Genomic DNA, 16775 nt, shown 5'->3' with positions numbered 1-16775 from the left:
TACCATGGAGCAGAAGATCATAGCATAAGTTATCCGCTTTGAGAAAAATACATAGAGCTTTTCTTACAGAAAATAGGCTACAAGACAACATAATCATTTTGTAATTTTATAAGGGCTTCGAGCAGAAAATGATCTTTTCCCTCTCGTTAAGTCCACGACTTTTCATAAAGTAAGCGCCATACAACTGGTCAAATGAGAAGACTTGTGTCTGAAACCCTGCCCAGGCAAGCCTGTGCAGATAATCCCAGGCATAAATCCTGACATGATTCCTCTGCCCGAAATATTTGATCTTCATTTCCGTTGTTTTCACTTTTTTGTTCTCATATGTTTTTTTCAGTTTCTCCGAGATTGGAACCTGAAGGATTGCTCTACCGCCGGGTTTTAGGATCCTGTATAATTCTCTAATTGCAGCAGTATCATCCTCTATGTGTTCCAGGACATGGTTACATATGATAAAATCAAAATACTGATCTTCAAAAGGAGCACGGGTAATGTCCACGTGCAGAGTATCGGGATAAGAATAGCCCTCACTGAAATTATCTCCCTTAACATATTTAATCCGTTTGTCCTTTGCCAGGATTTCCCGAAGTACGTGTTCCGGTGCCATGTGCAACATTTTAAGCTCAGAAAAGTCCTCACTTAGAATAAATTTTTTCAAAAATAAAGTAACCATCCGTTCCCGGTCATTGGAACCACAAACAGGACAGTTTTTGTTTTCCCTTCTTCCCATTCCGACAATGTCGTATTGAAGGATAGCCGGATATTCAGCTCCTCCGGGAAGAAATTCTCTTAACAGGCTTTCACAACAGCCGCAATAATAAGTAGACATCATAATGTATAGATTAAATGTAATAATTGGTAAAACCGTGCAGAACTGTAACAGGACTGCAACTTTTGAATAACCTTTTCCTTTTGGAAGATGGTTTTATGAGTAATATTGGTAAGAATTTTTTCAAGTTCAGTTTCATTGTCATACAGAATGAAAGGATTTCCATGAAAGCTGTCGGTAAAAGGACTCCTTCTGGCGATGACAGTTTTCCCAAAAGTGACTGCCAGCATGATCACACCTGAAGTATCATAATGAAGATAGGGAACAATAAAAACATCCGCAGAAAGAGCATAAAGCTGTACCTGGTCATCTTCTACAAATTCAAGATGAGTAAAAATATCAGGATATTGAACAATCCGTTTAAGCAGATTATACTTTTCATCAGGATTTTCCCAATAAAAATCTACTGATCCTACCACCATCAGACGAAGATGCGAATTGTCTGTTCGCTTAAAAAGATCAAGAAGCTCTGAAAGTCCTTTATACTTCCGGATATACCCGAAGAAAAGAATATTAATCTTATGATCTGTAATACCCAATCCGGACTTGGCTTCAGATGTATCTGAGGTCCGCGGGTGAACCGTCTCAAAGGTCGGATGAAAAAGAGTTTGTATTTTTCCATCTATAAAAGGAAATTCTGCAATCAGTTTTTTCGAAAGCTCATCATAATGAGTATATAGAGTCGTACTGATTACCATCAGAATAAATCGGAGCATCGGTGACCTGACTTTGTGGGTATTTTCATGGGGAGCATAATTGTGTATTGTCCAGACGATTTTTTTTCCCATTGCTCTGAATATAACAAGGGACAGAGAGAATATCATCAGGTTCCAATAATTTTTCTCAGCCTTTGAAATCCAGTTGATGTGGACAAGATCAGCACTCCACCCTTTACGCAATATACTTATCAGGGACATAGAATCTGAGCGGGCGGTTTCAATACCGTGAGCCTTACAATATTCGAGAAGTACTTTGTAATAAGCGTTGATGATACTGGGTCCCGGAAAAAACAATATTTTCATTATATCATATTCTTTTTCAAAATGCTTTTGATCAGCATCTGTTCCGCTTTATTTCTTTTTCCATTTGAATATTTCATTTTTTCCACCAGTACCAGAAGCATATAAGTATATATCTTTTTATAACCAAAAGCAGTCAGGCATTTGTTTTCCATGATGCTATAGAACTCCATGTGCCCATTGATATAAAGATAATAAAGGAATTTGGCGATACTGTAGCGTGCATCCCCTGTACAATAGCCATCCCAGTCCACAATATAGGGAACCGAAATTTTGCTGATCAAAATATTTCCGATGCTTAGATCATCGTGAACAATATTTTTTTTCTGTTCAAAGTCTGTGTTTCCAAATAGACGTTCCAGAGTTTTAAGCTCTCTGCTGTTGATCTCTGTTTTCGTCTTATACAATTGTTTCATATGGAAATGTAGGGAACGCCGTACTCTATATTCCCACGAATACTTCTCATGACTGTAAGGTTTGGATGTGTTTTGCAGGTAAGTCCTTGTAAGATTATGAAAAGCAGCCATTATCATATTAATATATAAGGAGTAAGACTCCGGTGAATTTTGAAGCAGCCTTTCCAATGTTTCTCCTTCCATATAGGCAAAAAGTGATACACTAAAGGTATAGGAAGCCATTTGATCCAATTGTTCGGGAATATACAGTTGGTATTCTTGCAGAAGCTTAGAGTCGGGATAAGCAAGGATGTCTGCACCGAAAAGATGTTCCTGATCATCGACGTACTCATACATGTGAACTTTGGCTACATAAAACTGTGATTTTTTTTCTACTAAAAAGGTATGCCTTTTCCCGGGATGAGATTTTAAAACGGTAAGGATAAAGAAACCTTTTGATGCTAAAAAGGAAAGAACCTCAGAGGGTATATCGGAAAAAAGATTTTTTGACATAGAATAGGTTTTATGGTGTTATGTATTACCGGCGATATTATTTGTAAAGTATTCCGGCTGTTTATTAGGGTGAAGATAAAATTCTTTTACAAAAGCAGAATGCGGTTTTCCCGCAGAATAATAGGTCTGAGCTTATATGTTATTTTTTCAAAATTCTGCGGGAAAACCGCATTTTCTCCTCGGATAAAACAGGTAGCTTGCGGTTATCAAACTTAAAAAAGTAACATTATGGCACAAGGCAGAGCCTGTTCGCAGTGCGGATATCATATGTATGCAATACAAGAGAAAGCAGAAAAGGAAGGGTGTTATATTATCTATAAGTGCAGAAATACAAAATGCGGGATGAAAGAAAGTCACTTTGAGTCCTATCCTCCGGGATTTGCTGAGGCAGTCAGAAAGAACCCGCCGAAAAATAAAAAATAATCTATTCATTAAAATCATAAAAAATAAAATGTATTATGGAACACTTAGCCCTTATTTTTATTAGCCCCCGGCAGCTTAACGAGCTGCAAGAAGCCCGTGAGTTGCCTGCAGAAACATGGAGAGAAGAAACCTCGGGAGAGGCTCTTATGCTGGATACCGGAAGCTGGATGATTACCGCAGGGTCACTTGAGGCAAAAATCGACCGTTGGGAGGTTAATCAGGATACCTGTAAGATGCGCATCGCATCAGAACAAAAAAAAGAAAATTTCATACCGCTCGATTACGGATTTGCCGTTTCAATGATTGGGCAGACCGGCAGCAAAAGCCATCTGGCTTCCTATCTGATAAGTCTTGGTGAGATCTATATGATGCAGGACAGAACTGATATTCCATCTCCGGAAAAAGAATTCAACGAGCCTCCGGTGAAGGACGACATGCAATCTCCGGAATTATAAAATATTGTTAAATATTTTCTTATATCAATAATAACGTTAAAAATTATACCAATGAAAAAAGAACAAATCAAAAAACAACAGCAGGTCAGAATTAAAACCTTTGATGATGTCTTTCACTGCGTAATCATTGCCTTAGAACGCTTGGAAGGCTATTTATCCGTCGGTAAAAAAGCCTCTGAAATACCTGTTACGGCAATAAAAACCGACAGGGATCTGCATGATGATATCAAGAATCCTCCAACAGAAAAGCTTCTCTACAGTGAATTGGAGGTGCAATGCATGACTTTGTTTTACCAGACCCGGTTTGATGATGAAGAGCTCTTTCATAAAACCGTTTCCTATTTTCTGAAAGATTTGCTGATGTGGTATGGAGGAAGACCTAAAACAATGGAATATGATGACATTGATAAATTTTTCATTCCCATAGTCAGCGCTCTGGACCGACAGGTTGAGGAAGCAAAGCAGATCGGTCACACCGTTATTAAATATGTAAAAGATATAGGTAATACGATTGAAGATTTAGAAGAAGATGCGAAAGAACAGGCCGTCCGTGAAGGCTTTACGACATGGCTTCTCGCGCAGGATATTACGCAGAACAGGATGAATGATTTTTTAGTATCGGGAAAAAATGTTGAATTTACCGTTCATAAAAGAGGAAGTATTAAGGAGGGTCTTGAACGCCTTTACCGCGCTTTTACAATTTTGTATGAAGATTCTACTCCGGTTTATTTTTTGGAGACACTGCGCAAGAAATATCTTCAGGAGGAGGATTTCAGTCCGATCGAAATATTTCTGGATGTCATTGACTCTTTAAAAAAACAAATCCATGAAACTGGACAGGAAAGAAATTAACGGATATACCTATTATGAACTGTATATCAGGTGTCCTGAGCATTGTATACGCGGAATATCATCTCCCTTGGGCTTTTGTAATCATGAAAACTGTACAGGACGCATGTATATTGGAGACAACGCCAATGTCCGCTGTGAGCAATGTGGAGATGAGAGCAGGGTCGATAATTGGAGCATACAATGTGGCGGAGAAAAAGATGTAATCCTTATGAGCTGTACAGCAACAAAAAAATTAGATCTGTCAGAAGTAATCAGTATAGCAGGTCAGATAGTAAGCTTTACAGGAATGAGCTGGTTAAAAAATTATTTAGAACATTTAGGAGAATTTTAAAAACAATTATTATGGCACTACAAAAAAAGAAAATCGGCGGATATACATATTTTGAACAATATATGAGTTGTCCGGTGTGTGCAAGCCGGGGAATCCACACTCCCCAGTCCCATTGGAGTCACCATGTGTGCGGAGGAACAATGTATGTAGGAGATAATGCGTACTATCACTGTAATACCTGTAGCAGCGAAAGTCATGTAAAGAACTGGCGTTATGGCTGTCCCAGTCATAGTAGCAATCAGGGAGAGTACGATTTTATTGGTACTACAGCCGGAGAGCTTGCGGCCAATATAGCAGTGGCCGGGATGTTGGTTACCCAGGCGGGAATGACCTGGCTGAAAGCCTTTCTGGATAATATGGGAGAATTTTAACGATAATAATGATGAATATGACAACATTAACAACTACTTTGACCTTTATTGATGCCGCTCCGGAACTCAGTTTTCCTAAAAATACGGATGCATTATGGCTTTCTGAAGAAGATATTCACCAATTAGGAGAAGTGTCGGACACCACTCCTGTCTATGTCAGGATTCGGTGTACCGAGCCACTTAAAATATTTACAATGTATGCGAAAGTAGAACGGCTGCTTTCAGCAAATACAGGTTCCTGTAATGCGTATTTTAATCCGAAATTTTTACCTAAACAGGATATAAGAGGATCTTTGTTACCGGTAGACATTGATCTGGTCAATACGGATTCGATACCGAAAGCTCATTCTCTTACTTTAAAAGTTACCGATACCAAAGAAGTGATCTGGTCTGAAGAGGAAATAGAATTTGCTTCCCGGCAGTATAAGACGCGGTCGCGGCTGTCTTTTTCCGGCCAAAAAGTACTTCTTCAGACCGGTACTCTGAAAACAGTAATGGCAGAAGTCTGTAATATCTATCCTGCTACGGAACGAGACCAGCCTGTTGCAATATATGAAGATACGGTTATTCATATAGAAGGTCTTTCTGAGAACAGGCAGAAAGTTATTGATTTTAACAAGATAGGAGGCTTGGATCCCTTGATCCGAAAACTAAGAGAAATCATTCAGCTTCCCCTAACGTATCCGGAAGCGTTGGACAAATTTTCAATTACCCCGCCTAAAGGACTTCTTTTGTATGGCCCTCCTGGCAATGGAAAAACCATGATTGCCCGTGCCATTGCGGGATCTCTGGGAGCAAAGTTCGTTTCTGTTGAAGGTCCCGAACTTAGCTCTAAGTATGTAGGAGTGCCTGAACAACGGCTTCGGGAAAAATTTGAAGAAGCCTCTAATTACAAACAGAGTGTTATTTTTATCGATGAAATTGACTCCATAGCAGGGATCCGGGATGATGAAAAAACAGAGAGTCATCAGATATCTATGGTATCGGAGCTGCTCATACTCATGGATGGAATCAGGTCTGCCAAAGGCTTATTTGTTATTGGAGCCACAAACCGTCCCCAGGCAGTTGACCCGGCGTTGCGCAGACCAGGGCGTTTTGAGCTGGAATATGAAATCCCGTTTCCCGATAAACAGGCTCGTTTTGACATTCTTCATAAAAACATCCCGGTAGGAGATCCTGATTTGACCGGACCCGAGATTACGGTTGATTATCTTCAGCACCTGAGTGAAATTACCAACGGATACTCAGGCGCTGACTTAATCTCCCTTTATCGTCAGGCTGTTATGGAAGCCATTCGCAGGAATATGGAAATAGTTCCGGATAGTGGATTGATGACCCTGAGTAAAAATATTCATACCCTTCGGCTGGAAGCAAAAGATATCCAGTCGGTCATAAAGCAGATCACTCCGACTTCGCTCAGGGGAATTGATCCTGCCGGAAAATCTGTAGCTTGGGAACATCTTATCGGTTTACACGATCAAAAGCAGGAACTTGAGAAAATCCACCGGCTGTCCGGAAAAATGCTGAATACAGAATATCATATCCGCCCTTCGCAAATGAATTTGTGTTTTCGGGGAAAAGAAGGAAGCGGCCGCCGAACTCTGTTGCAGGCATTTGCCGAAAAGTTTCATTACGAGTTGCTGGAAATGGATATACTGGATTATCTGTCTGCCCCTTTTTCACAAACCCTTAAAGATTGGGAACGTCTGTTACTAAAAGCCAAACAGGTAGCCCCCTCTATAATTTATATCAAGAGTATGGAATGCCTTGCTACAAGTGACCGGAGTTTATTTATCACAAAAATACGGTCAGGGATATCAGAGCTGGGAAGCCATTATCCGGTTATTACTGTATTGGCGGTGGAAAAAGAAAATGAGCTATTTGAATCTGACATCAGAGGCTACCTCGGATTTAATCATACTGTTGATTTTCCGGATAGAATAACCCCGGAAGCTCTGGTGGAAATTTCGTCAAAATATGAACTCCCTATGGAAAAACTCTCGAAATGGAATTTGGCTGAACTTCCTTTAGGAGTGGTGATTCATGAAGTAGAAGAAATGCTGATCCTTGAGATATGAAAATAGAATTATATATGTCATGCCCCCGATGTTTATCAGAAGGTAATAATACAGCGCAACAGTACTGGAGGCACAGCTGGCCCTGTGGTGGTATTTTAACCCTTGATGAAAAGGCGCGGGTAAGCTGTAAAAAATGTTTCAGCCGGAAAAAACTGATCGACATACAGCTTAAATGTGAAGAAGGCAGGCATACTTATGTGGTGAGTACCGTAGAAGGGTATGCTGCAGCTATTTCTACTTCAGGGCATCTGGTTAATGAGTGTGGTATGGCATGGCTGAAAAGTGTATTGGTTAATTTATAATAAAAAAAAATAACAATATATGGGACAAATGCGATTTAAAAGAGGATATCCCTTCTGGATTATTATAGTACTTATGTTTTTAGGATTAGCAGCAATTACAGAAAATATCATTTATGGCATTCTTTTGACACTGGCCATTGTGATAGTATTATATGTACTGTATATTATTCTGGCCAGGTTTTTTAATTAAGCAGAAGCACCTGCATGAAAATAAATACCCTTAGCTTTTCTTGAAAGCTAAGGGTATTTTTACGAGCGCCAGTTTCCTAAAATATTTTACTGCTGCGTTTTATTGTTCTGTTCAAGGGAGCGCAATCTTGCAAGCATCTGAAGGAGAGGATGTCCCAAATATGCTTTATCTTCCGGAACATTGTCTATTATTTTTCTAAAATTGGATGGACTGTTATCGATTAGAAGTTGAGCTTTTATCTGCTCAAGATACTGAAGATCGGATTCATTAAAATCACTTATCTTAAAGAAAGGGTTAAAGAGTTCCTGCAGATCAGGCTCCGGTTTATCATTACTATTAGGTTCATGAACAAATACAGCAGCAATCTCTCCGGCGGCGGTTCACTGATGGACTTTCGAAGCAGAAACTGTATTTTTTTGATTCTGCAAAGCCTCTGCTTTGCCGAACAGCACTGCTGAAATCGCTTGTGCCATATCCGTTCTGTCTTCGGGTAGTTCTGCAATAACTTTTTTCAGTCATTGCATGGTAGGATTACTAACCAATTCATTTTTTACCTGATCCAGATAGTTGAGATCTTCTTTAGTAAAATGTAGAAAAAATGGATCGGTTTTATTAAGCTTATATACATCGATACCATCAGGACTGATGTTTTCCGATGATCACAAATGAGTACCATTGTGATAAGAATGTTCTGAGTGTTGCATTTTAGGTATAATGAAAAAATAAATACGATATTATTATATACAATAGGAAACGTTTTGTCAAATTTTTTTAAAAAAAAGATGTCCTCAGAAGTTTTTCTTTCGTGTTAAAATTAAGAAATGTCATTCACGCTATTTTATCGGTCATTCGTGACAAAAATTTGTACAAGTCCCTGATAGCCGTGAATTTTGTTGAATAATTTTAAAGAAAGAATTATGAAAACAAGATTATTTTTGATCGTAATTTTCCTGACTTCAGCAAGATTATGGAGTCAGGATATAGCCACAAACAGTAAAAACACTTCTGTATTCAGTTACTACAATTCAAACAAATACAGTGTAGAGTTTAATTCAAAAGAATTGGGCTTGACTTACGGATTTAGGCCGGATACGATAAAATATATTGGTCCTTTTGACAGTGTTCAGGCTAATGTCACGAAAATGCAGAATTGGATTGTAAAGTTTTCAATGCTTAATTCCATGGAGATAATTAATCTGAATGACCTTAAGAACCTGAATCCTGGGTTTAAAGTACAGCTCGGATATAACCGGTATGTTCATTCTATAAGTGGAAATTTTAACGGATGGACTTATTCTTTGGGAGGCAGTGCTTCTTTTTCTATGGATAATATCCTTTTGTATGACGCCATGGAAAACATCCAAAAAAGAAAATATCCATTGAGCTATGCGTTTGGTATTAACAGTACCCTGTTTCCCCGCTCTTCAAAAAGAAAGCAGTTAGTCAGCTTTAGCCTGAATTATTCGAATACTTGGAATAATGAATCCTTACTCAACTTTTCTGAACTAAACAGCAGCATTATTAATAGCAATGTGGTCGCCACAAAGAATTTTATTGGAAAATATGGAGTATTGGAAAAAAATATTTCGAAGATGAATGTCAATATCTCTGTTCCCATAGATCTGGATAAGCAAACGCGTAAGGAAATTCTATCTTACTTAACTATAATCCCTTATGCATCTGCTTACTATGTGCAGAATCAAAAACCTGCATATTACTTTGGGTTATACAATAATTTTTTAGACAAGAATGTCGATTTTAGACAATATTCCAACTCCTCAAGTCTCGGTATAGGTATTGACTGGGGCTACATCAATAATAAGTGGACTTCCGCGAATATCTTTTTACGAGGGACAATCAATTTTAAAAATCATTAACTTCAAAATAGAACAATATGAAAACAATTTTTTTAACAGCATTCGTGCTAATCAGCAGTGTTTTTTATTCCAACTTTTATTCACAGGAAGGTAGGTATTACGATTTGGTCATTGACAAGCTGGTGATGAATCAGACCCCGCAGTCGGGTACGTGGCTGTTTTGCTTTCAGGCAAAATCAGAATCAGAATCAGAAGGTGTCTTTCAAATTCCTGACAGGACCTACGAAGGAGACGGAATAACCATTGATGTGAAACTCAGGCTTTCAGACGTGACAAGGGGTGAAAAAATAATGTTCCAGTGCCGTTTGGATGATGACCAGGCCGATGTGTGTGCAGAATCAGCCGAGGATAAGAGTTCCGGAGCGTTTTTAGCCAAGAAATCGGGAGCCAAACAATTTTCTTTTGATAACTGGTCCTATACCGTTTACTGGCATCTGGAGGCAGCTGAATAAATACAGAACAGAAATATGCAGATTTTTTTTAAATTTAAATGAGTCAAAAACATTAAAAAATATTTATTATGAAAACAATTATTTCAATATGTGCGATCCTTCTTTTAGTTATTTCCTGTAAAAAAGAATCCGGAAATTCACAAAAAAAAATAGAGCCTACGTCAGTAAGCAATACGAAAACAGAGATTCAGTCTATAAAAATGAAGGTCGTTCCCAATCAGGAAAATTGGGCTAAAAGTAAAGAAGGATGTGGCAATACTAAGGAAGCCGTATTTAATAAAAGTACCAATACACTTACTGTCACCTTTGATTATATTGCTGATGAAAAGATGGAATTAGGAGAACTTCGACCTAAAATATATAGTGAGTTTTTCAAAACAAAAAACAGAACCGGACTTGTTATCTGGATTAAGAATAGTAATTTTGATTACAATGGGTCGAAATATAAAATTACATTGACGTTGGAAATTAAAAATCCTGAATATGATTTTGAGAATAAAGAATCTCTTCAGATCTATATTGCTGATGATGATAAGATAGCCGGATTTTCCACGCTAAAAGAAGTATGTATTAAGGATCTGGCAGATAATGATTATCAGAAAATATGTAATTTTCGTAGATTTTATTTAGATAGCGCTAATAAAATAATGTATTTAGATCCTCCCTATCTTTTAGATCCTCGAACTACAGGAAACGGTGGTGTTCTGCCTATTACAATAGAAGAATGACAATTTAGACATGAGATTACCATTTATAATTTTCTTTTTATTTCTGGATGTATTCGCGTATGCACAAGGTTTGAAAGATCCTTTAATTAAATATTACGAAGATGTATCATCATATCAGGAAATTGATAAGCTGAAAAAAGAAATAATACAGACACGTACTATAAAAGAAAAGGGGAAATTATATTGGTATATTGGTTTAAATTATAACAATCTCAACCACGAAGACTCAGCTTTATCTTATTATCTCAAAGCAAAAGATATTTTAAGGATCAGCCGGAAGAGAATGATTTGCTGCTTAAAATTCATCAGCTTGTTTCCTCTCAGGAAAAATATAAAACATATGGGAGGCTATTTTTGAAAGAATACTATAAAAACGCAGTTCTTTTAAATTCACCGGAAATGTTATGTAATGCAAATATGGAATTTGCGAAAGAGGAACTAGATAAAAGTGATAAAGAGTCTATTTCAAGTATCCGGAAACTGCACTTCCTCCGAAAAGCAAAAAATCTCTACATAAAGGCTTTAGAATATAATTCCAAGACAGGTAATTATGTTACCAAAGGGAACATACTTCAAAGTTTAGGTGTTATCGAATATACAAAAGGTAACTTTTCTCTTTCACGTGCTTTTTTAGACAGGTCTATTGTTGAGCTGACCAAAGGGAAAAGTAAAAAATATTTGGTATATGCTTATTATAATTATGCTAATTCCTATTTTTTAGAAAAAAACTATCTGAAATCTAAAGAGTGGTTTCAGAAGACACTTGACTTAAAAATACCCGTGTATAAAAGAAAGTTCGAGCGTCATATTTATGAGAGAATGTCTGAGTCGGACGAATATTTAAAAAATTATAAGGCGGGTTTGAGCTATCGTAAAAAATATGATTCCCTAAATGTAATTATCAATGATAAGGAACAGAATATTGCCATTCATAAGGTGCAGGTTCAAAACAATGTCAAAGAAAAAGACAAAACCATTTCAATCCAAAAAGAATTTATAAGAGCCGGTAAAAGGTACAGGGTTGTGTACTTTACTATAGCAGTTACTGCCTTTTTACTGGCTCTTTATTCCTTTATACGCTGGAAAAAGATAGATATTAAAAGAAAAAGACTTCTTTCAGAAAAACAGACCATTGAAGTACAGCATACGGAGACCCTTGAGGAACTCCAGAAAGTAAAACAGCTGGTCATTGAAGACCATATTGTGCTGAAAAATAAGACCCGGATTTACCTTAATGAACTGGTCTACATAAAATCTGAAGGACATTATCTTGAATTTTATACCGTAAAAAAGAAAGAATTTCTGCGGGGAAATATTTCTGAAATCATCACACAGCTTCCTCCTAATTTTGTACAGAGCCACCGTTCCTATATTGTGAACCGTAATTATGTCATTTCCCATAACACAACAACAGTTTTCCTTAAAGGCAACTATGAGATCCCTCTTTCCAGAAAGTATAAGAGCATTTTTAATGATTAATTTTCGAAAATACTTTCATTTTTTGCTATCCTTGCAATAATCCGGGATAATAGTCCATTCTTCATACCCCGAAAATTTACGGTAAAACCCCTTGCATCGTTTCCGTAAATACATATATTTGGTACGTTTTTACCACTTATTGATAACCGCCATGATGGATACCACACCACTCGCAATGCTGCTTCAAGACCGAATGAAACAGTCATGACACCGAAATCACGTAAACTTCAGAGAGTCTAAAGACATCGTTTTTGAAGAAAACGGAAAAAAATTCCTTCACACCTTCAACTACCTGCTGCTGGAATTTCCAACCAAAACACTTTTGATGATAGGAGATGTATGTACCGCTTTTAATGAAACCTTTCGGGATATGGAAACCGATGAGCTGACTGCGCCAATGAAGCAGCACCTCCAAAATCACGGATTCTCAGATGCAGTCCTCAATAATGCAATCTATGCGTTTGATTCGAAGCCGCTTGAAATGGATTTCTATCCTGATCTCAAAGGATACTTTCTGAAAGACAATGAAGGAGTGCATTACATGCTTGTCAGTATACAGAAATACGAGAGCAATGATTTTACGGGGCTTAAACTCCTGCAATACACTTCCCCAAGCTTTTCATTCCCCCATCAGGACAACTATATCAAATAGTGTAATAATGTAGCAGTAAAATAGCAGCTTCTGATGCATTAACCTTTTCGCTGCACACTCATCCTCTGCCCTAAAAAACTACGGGAAAACCACATTTTTAGCCGGGATAATTCAGTTAGCTTGCAGCAGGTAATCTAAAATAGGTAAACAATGGCACAAGTAAAATTATGTCCGTTCAGTAAAGGAAAAAGTGTTCGGAGGAAAATGATTTCCTGAATTTGGATTTTGCATCGGAGATATAAATCTATAACTTTTTAATCAAGGCAATACATAAAAAGCAAATATAACGGAACGATGGATTTAAATGCGTTCCCTCGTCATTTTAATATACGACACCTCATGATATTGACAAACAAACGCACGGTATTTTTAGATATGATCCGTCATATCTGCATAGAAGCAGGATTAGGATTTGAACCCTTTTCCGATGAATGGATCCTTCAAATCAGCAGCCGCCACCATAAAAAATACATCTTTGGATACAGCTTTCCGCTTAACCCCGATACGGCATCCAAAATATGCAATGACAAATCCGCCACTGCGGAACTGCTGTTCAAGAACGATATTCCCGTTATTGCCACCATTTGTTCCATCTGTATCCGGATTATCTCAGTGAAAAGGGAAACTGGATCAGAATGCTGGATCTGTTTGAAAAATACGGGCACAAAGTCGTGATTAAGCCCAACGAAGGAACCGGCGGAAACGGGGCGCTTTTAGCGTCAAGTATTCCTGAGCTTGAGCTGCATGTTCATAAAACCCTCAAAAGCCGGAATACCTTTTGCCTGTGCCCTTATGTAGAAATTCAGGACGAATACAGGGTTATTGTTCTGGGCGGGCAGACAGAACTGATCTACAAGAAAGCCATCCCCGTTATTACCGGAGACGGGAAAAGCACGGTACTGGAACTGCTGAGCGGGCTTTATGAAGAAATCCCGGCAAGAATTTTCACCTATCTGGAAGAAAAAGGAATCTCCCTTCATGATGTTCCCGTTGACCAGGCTGCCTTAAAACTGAACTGGAAACACAACCTGGGATTAGGAGCCGGAGTGTGGCTGGATATTGACCCGATTCTGAAAAAGAGGATAGAAACCCTTGCCCTTGCTGCCGCCAAAGAAATCGGGATTCAGTTTGCCTCGGTGGATGTCGTATGTGATATACAAGGAAACCTTTCCATCATTGAGATCAACTCAGGAGTGATGCTTGTCAATTTTTCTATGCATGGAAACCAGGAATACCGGATTGCCAAAGGGATCTATACCAAAGCCATTCACCTGATGATGGAAGAATAGGAGCATATAAAATGATCAGGCTCCTATCCTCTGTCCTCCATCTTCCCGCTTCCATCTTCAAACTTCTAACTTCCATCTTAACTTTTAACTTTTCTCTTATGAATACACCGGACAACCCATTTTTTCCTCCAGAATTTTCCCCCGAAGACAAGGCCCTTACTCTAAAGAATGCCTCTCTTGTCAAAGGACTGGAAATCCATTTTGATTTTATCACTCCCGAGGAAGAAAAAAAGCTTCTTATAAATATCGATCAGCACGAGTGGCTTGATGACCTGTCAAGAAGAGTCCAGCATTACGGCTATAAATATGACTATACGAAAAGAACTATTGATCATAGCTTTTATATCGGGGAGATTCCTGAGTACATGCAGTTTCTGGTGAAACGTTTAAAAGACAGGGGCTTCATTTCTGAAAGCTGCGATCAGGCTATTGTCAATGAATATGTGAATAATCAGGGGATCTCTGCCCATACGGATTGTGAGCCCTGTTTTGATGATACCATTATTTCCATTTCGCTTTCAGGAAGTTGTGTGATGAATTTCCAGAAGCAGAGGAATTCAGTAGCGGCAGAAAAGATACCGGTGCTGCTTCCTCCTGGAACCCTGGTGGTGATGAAGGGCGAATCGAGGTACAACTGGCTGCATGCCATTGCTCCGAGAAAAAATGATGTATTTAACGGCAATACGTATCCAAGAGGAAGAAGAATTTCCATAACGTTCAGGAAAGTGATTCTGAAAAAATAAATAGGTGCTTTCCTCAGGCAGATTGATTCCGGATTACACAGCAGCCGGCATTTTTAATCCTTTGCATTAAACCGTATGATCAAAAACCTGATAAAAATTTGCCAAATCTAAAAAAACAGGTATACTGGAAGGGTACATTTTATTCTATTATACATCAACGATGATCAATTGACCCGAAACCGGATACCAACAGGAAATATTAACCCCTGAAAAAAACAATGGAGATTCTCAAAAAAGAGCCTTAAAACAGCAGGAACAGCAAAGAACCCTTAAACAAATCAGAAATCAGGAGAAAAACCTGAAAGAACAGGAACAGCTGGATGAGCTTACCTCGGCAGCTTCTAAAATCCAGAAGCAGATTGATCTTTCCGGAAACATCAATGAAGATACGAGAAAGGAAAGAGGAACTTTAAAAGTAGAGAAAACAAGAAACGGCTTTGTTCTCGGTTCATGGGGGAAAATGACTGCCCTTACTTTTAAAGATCATGATACGGTCATTATTAAATGAGGAAACGGACACGATCTAACGGTGAATATCAATCCTGTTGAAGGACTTAAGGATGTGATCAGGATGGCCAATATGATTAATTATGTGAACAAAAAAACTCAGGGAGATGTAGAGCTGAGCAGATGATCCGTAAAATCAGCCGACACCATGATGCAGATTAAGAATACCGCAAGAAGCATTCTCTCGCGATGAATGGTAAATCCGGGAGAGATCGTGACAGGAAAAGCACTGGCCGATATGGGCATTAATCCCGAAGACTTTGTCAGATACATCAATGAAAGAAAATATGCTGAAAAACAATTGTCTGAGCAAAAGAAGAATGAAGCGATCAGATCAAGAACAACTACCCGCCTGAATTAATTAAACCGTAAAAACACATCATTCAATATATCCCGGAGTACAGTATTCCGTAGGTGTAAAGAAAAATGGCTCTGAACATATAGTTCAGAGCCATTTTTCATTTCGGATTCATAATATGAAAACAATGGAAAGGCAGGTACGTGACAGCATACAGGTAAAACCTGACATTCCGAAAATCTTTATTTTCCTTCAATATTGATTTCCACCCACGTATATGCTTTTATGGTTGCTGAAACCTGCATTCCGTCCCTGTCGGTGTATTCAATTTCGATGATCACCGGAAAATCGGTCGCCGATCCGTACACGTAGGGCACCGAATTATCCTTATAGGAGTCTGTGAATTTTTTCTTATATCCTGAAGCATCAATAAATAAAGAATAGTAATCCTCCGTAGAGGACCTCTCATCATTATGAGAGAAGATGGTGAAATAATTTCCCCTGCTTTTGTATACAGAAATATCTGCATTCTCCGATTCCAGAATTTCGTAATCTTCGAAATGAGTTCCGAAGGAAGGTTTCAAAAGAAACTCAGAATACCGGAAATCATCATTCTTCCACTGTTTTACAGGATAATAATGTAAAAAATAATCTTCAAAAGAATTGTTTCTTCTCAATATTCCTTTGTTTTTCACAAATGTCTGGTGTTGACTGCTTTCCATAGTATGGGAAAGTTCATGTGAAAGCAGTTTTTCGGAGTTCATAATGGGGCGGTTTGAGGCGTTTAACATCAGAATTCCTGCTGATACCGCCCATGTAGAAAATAGCTTTTTCATAAGATAAAATTTATAATGAACTCCAAATTTTGCCTTAATTTCCGGAGTTTCCAAGTCCGTTATTCACCACTTTGCCCGAAAAGAGCGTGAAAAGCCCAAAATCATCACGAAACGGCTGATTTATAGCACGAAACGACCTTTAAAGACTACCACACT

At 38.2% G+C, this 16775-nt stretch carries 19 protein-coding genes; 15 read left to right on the top strand and 4 right to left on the bottom strand.

Going from position 1 to position 16775, the window contains the following annotated elements; translation table 11 throughout:
* Positions 1-106 precede the first annotated feature (106 nt).
* Genes DD829_RS13945 through DD829_RS13935 form a run of 3 tightly spaced genes read right to left on the bottom strand, consistent with a single transcriptional unit; the run spans position 107 to position 2756 of the window.
* Positions 107-832 (bottom strand): class I SAM-dependent methyltransferase, encoded by a 726-nt coding sequence (locus tag DD829_RS13945; protein ID WP_108409390.1) that lies wholly within the window; start codon positions 830-832, stop codon positions 107-109.
* The gene (locus DD829_RS13940; protein WP_108409391.1) at positions 829-1851 is read right to left on the bottom strand and encodes a glycosyltransferase; all 1023 of its coding nucleotides are present in this window, start codon (positions 1849-1851) and stop codon (positions 829-831) included. Before DD829_RS13940 ends, DD829_RS13945 begins: the two co-directional genes overlap by 4 nt.
* Complete coding sequence (locus DD829_RS13935; protein ID WP_108409392.1) at positions 1851-2756, bottom strand: phosphotransferase; 906 nt, start codon at positions 2754-2756, stop codon at positions 1851-1853. Before DD829_RS13935 ends, DD829_RS13940 begins: the two co-directional genes overlap by 1 nt.
* Before the next feature lie 524 nt (positions 2757-3280).
* On the opposite strand from DD829_RS13935, the gene DD829_RS13925 reads away from it, so the two are divergent.
* The 15 genes from DD829_RS13925 (at position 3281) to DD829_RS23640 (ending at position 15846) form a co-directional block, all read left to right on the top strand.
* Positions 3281-3634 carry a hypothetical protein gene (locus DD829_RS13925; protein ID WP_123906874.1) on the top strand — a complete coding sequence of 118 codons (354 nt, stop codon included), beginning with the start codon at positions 3281-3283 and terminating at the stop codon, positions 3632-3634.
* A 51-nt stretch (positions 3635-3685) separates the two neighbouring features.
* The gene (locus DD829_RS13920; protein WP_108409395.1) at positions 3686-4486 is read left to right on the top strand and encodes a hypothetical protein; all 801 of its coding nucleotides are present in this window, start codon (positions 3686-3688) and stop codon (positions 4484-4486) included.
* Complete coding sequence (locus DD829_RS23365; protein WP_123906873.1) at positions 4461-4817, top strand: hypothetical protein; 357 nt, start codon at positions 4461-4463, stop codon at positions 4815-4817. The genes DD829_RS13920 and DD829_RS23365 overlap by 26 nt, the downstream gene beginning before the upstream one ends.
* Before the next feature lie 11 nt (positions 4818-4828).
* Positions 4829-5188, top strand: coding sequence for a hypothetical protein (locus tag DD829_RS13910; protein ID WP_108409397.1), 360 nt, complete (start codon positions 4829-4831; stop codon positions 5186-5188).
* Between the two features lie 194 nt (positions 5189-5382).
* Entirely contained in the window at positions 5383-7266 is a 1884-nt protein-coding gene (locus DD829_RS13905) for an AAA family ATPase (RefSeq protein ID WP_165796576.1), read from the top strand.
* Between the two features lie 14 nt (positions 7267-7280).
* On the top strand, positions 7281-7568 hold the full coding sequence (locus DD829_RS13900; protein WP_123906871.1) for a hypothetical protein: 288 nt from the start codon (positions 7281-7283) through the stop codon (positions 7566-7568).
* A gap of 1107 nt (positions 7569-8675) precedes the next feature.
* Entirely contained in the window at positions 8676-9635 is a 960-nt protein-coding gene (locus DD829_RS13895; RefSeq protein WP_123906869.1) for a hypothetical protein, read from the top strand.
* 17 nt (positions 9636-9652) lie between these two features.
* Entirely contained in the window at positions 9653-10087 is a 435-nt protein-coding gene (locus DD829_RS13890) for a hypothetical protein (RefSeq protein WP_108409401.1), read from the top strand.
* Positions 10088-10155: 68 nt separating this feature from the next.
* A complete protein-coding gene (locus DD829_RS13885; protein ID WP_108409402.1) occupies positions 10156-10815 on the top strand; it encodes a hypothetical protein in 660 nt (219 codons plus the stop codon).
* A 10-nt stretch (positions 10816-10825) separates the two neighbouring features.
* Positions 10826-11173, top strand: coding sequence for a hypothetical protein (locus DD829_RS13880; RefSeq protein WP_108409403.1), 348 nt, complete (start codon positions 10826-10828; stop codon positions 11171-11173).
* A 41-nt stretch (positions 11174-11214) separates the two neighbouring features.
* Positions 11215-12294 carry a LytR/AlgR family response regulator transcription factor gene (locus DD829_RS13875; protein WP_123906867.1) on the top strand — a complete coding sequence of 360 codons (1080 nt, stop codon included), beginning with the start codon at positions 11215-11217 and terminating at the stop codon, positions 12292-12294.
* Positions 12295-12619: 325 nt separating this feature from the next.
* On the top strand, positions 12620-12946 hold the full coding sequence (locus DD829_RS13865; RefSeq protein WP_108409406.1) for a hypothetical protein: 327 nt from the start codon (positions 12620-12622) through the stop codon (positions 12944-12946).
* A 635-nt stretch (positions 12947-13581) separates the two neighbouring features.
* Positions 13582-14235, top strand: a complete 654-nt coding sequence (locus DD829_RS13860; RefSeq protein ID WP_123906865.1) for a hypothetical protein — start codon at positions 13582-13584, stop codon at positions 14233-14235.
* A 98-nt stretch (positions 14236-14333) separates the two neighbouring features.
* The gene (locus tag DD829_RS13855; protein WP_165796577.1) at positions 14334-14978 is read left to right on the top strand and encodes an alpha-ketoglutarate-dependent dioxygenase AlkB; all 645 of its coding nucleotides are present in this window, start codon (positions 14334-14336) and stop codon (positions 14976-14978) included.
* A 700-nt stretch (positions 14979-15678) separates the two neighbouring features.
* Positions 15679-15846 carry a hypothetical protein gene (locus tag DD829_RS23640; RefSeq protein ID WP_165814863.1) on the top strand — a complete coding sequence of 56 codons (168 nt, stop codon included), beginning with the start codon at positions 15679-15681 and terminating at the stop codon, positions 15844-15846.
* Between the two features lie 179 nt (positions 15847-16025).
* Here DD829_RS23640 and DD829_RS13850 read toward each other — a convergent pair whose 3' ends face one another.
* Positions 16026-16619: a hypothetical protein gene (locus DD829_RS13850; protein WP_123906863.1), complete on the bottom strand. Its 594-nt coding sequence runs from the start codon at positions 16617-16619 to the stop codon at positions 16026-16028.
* Between the last annotated feature and the right edge of the window lie 156 nt (positions 16620-16775).

It is taken from the genome of Chryseobacterium sp. HMWF035, assembly GCF_003094695.1.
Taxonomy (GTDB): domain Bacteria; phylum Bacteroidota; class Bacteroidia; order Flavobacteriales; family Weeksellaceae; genus Chryseobacterium; species Chryseobacterium gambrini.
This window is presented reverse-complemented; position numbering and strand designations above follow the sequence as displayed.

What these genes read in the sequence shown, in the direction of transcription:
- DD829_RS13935 (WP_108409392.1), bottom strand. Translation starts at nt 2,756, where the DNA reads ATGTCAAAAAATCTTTTTTCCGATATACCCTCTGAGGTTCTTTCCTTT.
- DD829_RS23365 (WP_123906873.1), top strand. Translation starts at nt 4,461, where the DNA reads ATGAAACTGGACAGGAAAGAAATTAACGGATATACCTATTATGAACTG.
- DD829_RS13890 (WP_108409401.1), top strand. Translation starts at nt 9,653, where the DNA reads ATGAAAACAATTTTTTTAACAGCATTCGTGCTAATCAGCAGTGTTTTT.
- DD829_RS13895 (WP_123906869.1), top strand. Translation starts at nt 8,676, where the DNA reads ATGAAAACAAGATTATTTTTGATCGTAATTTTCCTGACTTCAGCAAGA.
- DD829_RS13885 (WP_108409402.1), top strand. Translation starts at nt 10,156, where the DNA reads ATGAAAACAATTATTTCAATATGTGCGATCCTTCTTTTAGTTATTTCC.
- DD829_RS13860 (WP_123906865.1), top strand. Translation starts at nt 13,582, where the DNA reads ATGCTGGATCTGTTTGAAAAATACGGGCACAAAGTCGTGATTAAGCCC.
- DD829_RS13850 (WP_123906863.1), bottom strand. Translation starts at nt 16,619, where the DNA reads ATGAAAAAGCTATTTTCTACATGGGCGGTATCAGCAGGAATTCTGATG.
- DD829_RS13900 (WP_123906871.1), top strand. Translation starts at nt 7,281, where the DNA reads ATGTCATGCCCCCGATGTTTATCAGAAGGTAATAATACAGCGCAACAG.
- DD829_RS13865 (WP_108409406.1), top strand. Translation starts at nt 12,620, where the DNA reads ATGATAGGAGATGTATGTACCGCTTTTAATGAAACCTTTCGGGATATG.
- DD829_RS13940 (WP_108409391.1), bottom strand. Translation starts at nt 1,851, where the DNA reads ATGAAAATATTGTTTTTTCCGGGACCCAGTATCATCAACGCTTATTAC.
- DD829_RS13910 (WP_108409397.1), top strand. Translation starts at nt 4,829, where the DNA reads ATGGCACTACAAAAAAAGAAAATCGGCGGATATACATATTTTGAACAA.
- DD829_RS23640 (WP_165814863.1), top strand. Translation starts at nt 15,679, where the DNA reads ATGGTAAATCCGGGAGAGATCGTGACAGGAAAAGCACTGGCCGATATG.
- DD829_RS13920 (WP_108409395.1), top strand. Translation starts at nt 3,686, where the DNA reads ATGAAAAAAGAACAAATCAAAAAACAACAGCAGGTCAGAATTAAAACC.
- DD829_RS13875 (WP_123906867.1), top strand. Translation starts at nt 11,215, where the DNA reads ATGTTATGTAATGCAAATATGGAATTTGCGAAAGAGGAACTAGATAAA.
- DD829_RS13880 (WP_108409403.1), top strand. Translation starts at nt 10,826, where the DNA reads ATGAGATTACCATTTATAATTTTCTTTTTATTTCTGGATGTATTCGCG.
- DD829_RS13905 (WP_165796576.1), top strand. Translation starts at nt 5,383, where the DNA reads ATGTATGCGAAAGTAGAACGGCTGCTTTCAGCAAATACAGGTTCCTGT.
- DD829_RS13855 (WP_165796577.1), top strand. Translation starts at nt 14,334, where the DNA reads ATGAATACACCGGACAACCCATTTTTTCCTCCAGAATTTTCCCCCGAA.
- DD829_RS13945 (WP_108409390.1), bottom strand. Translation starts at nt 832, where the DNA reads ATGATGTCTACTTATTATTGCGGCTGTTGTGAAAGCCTGTTAAGAGAA.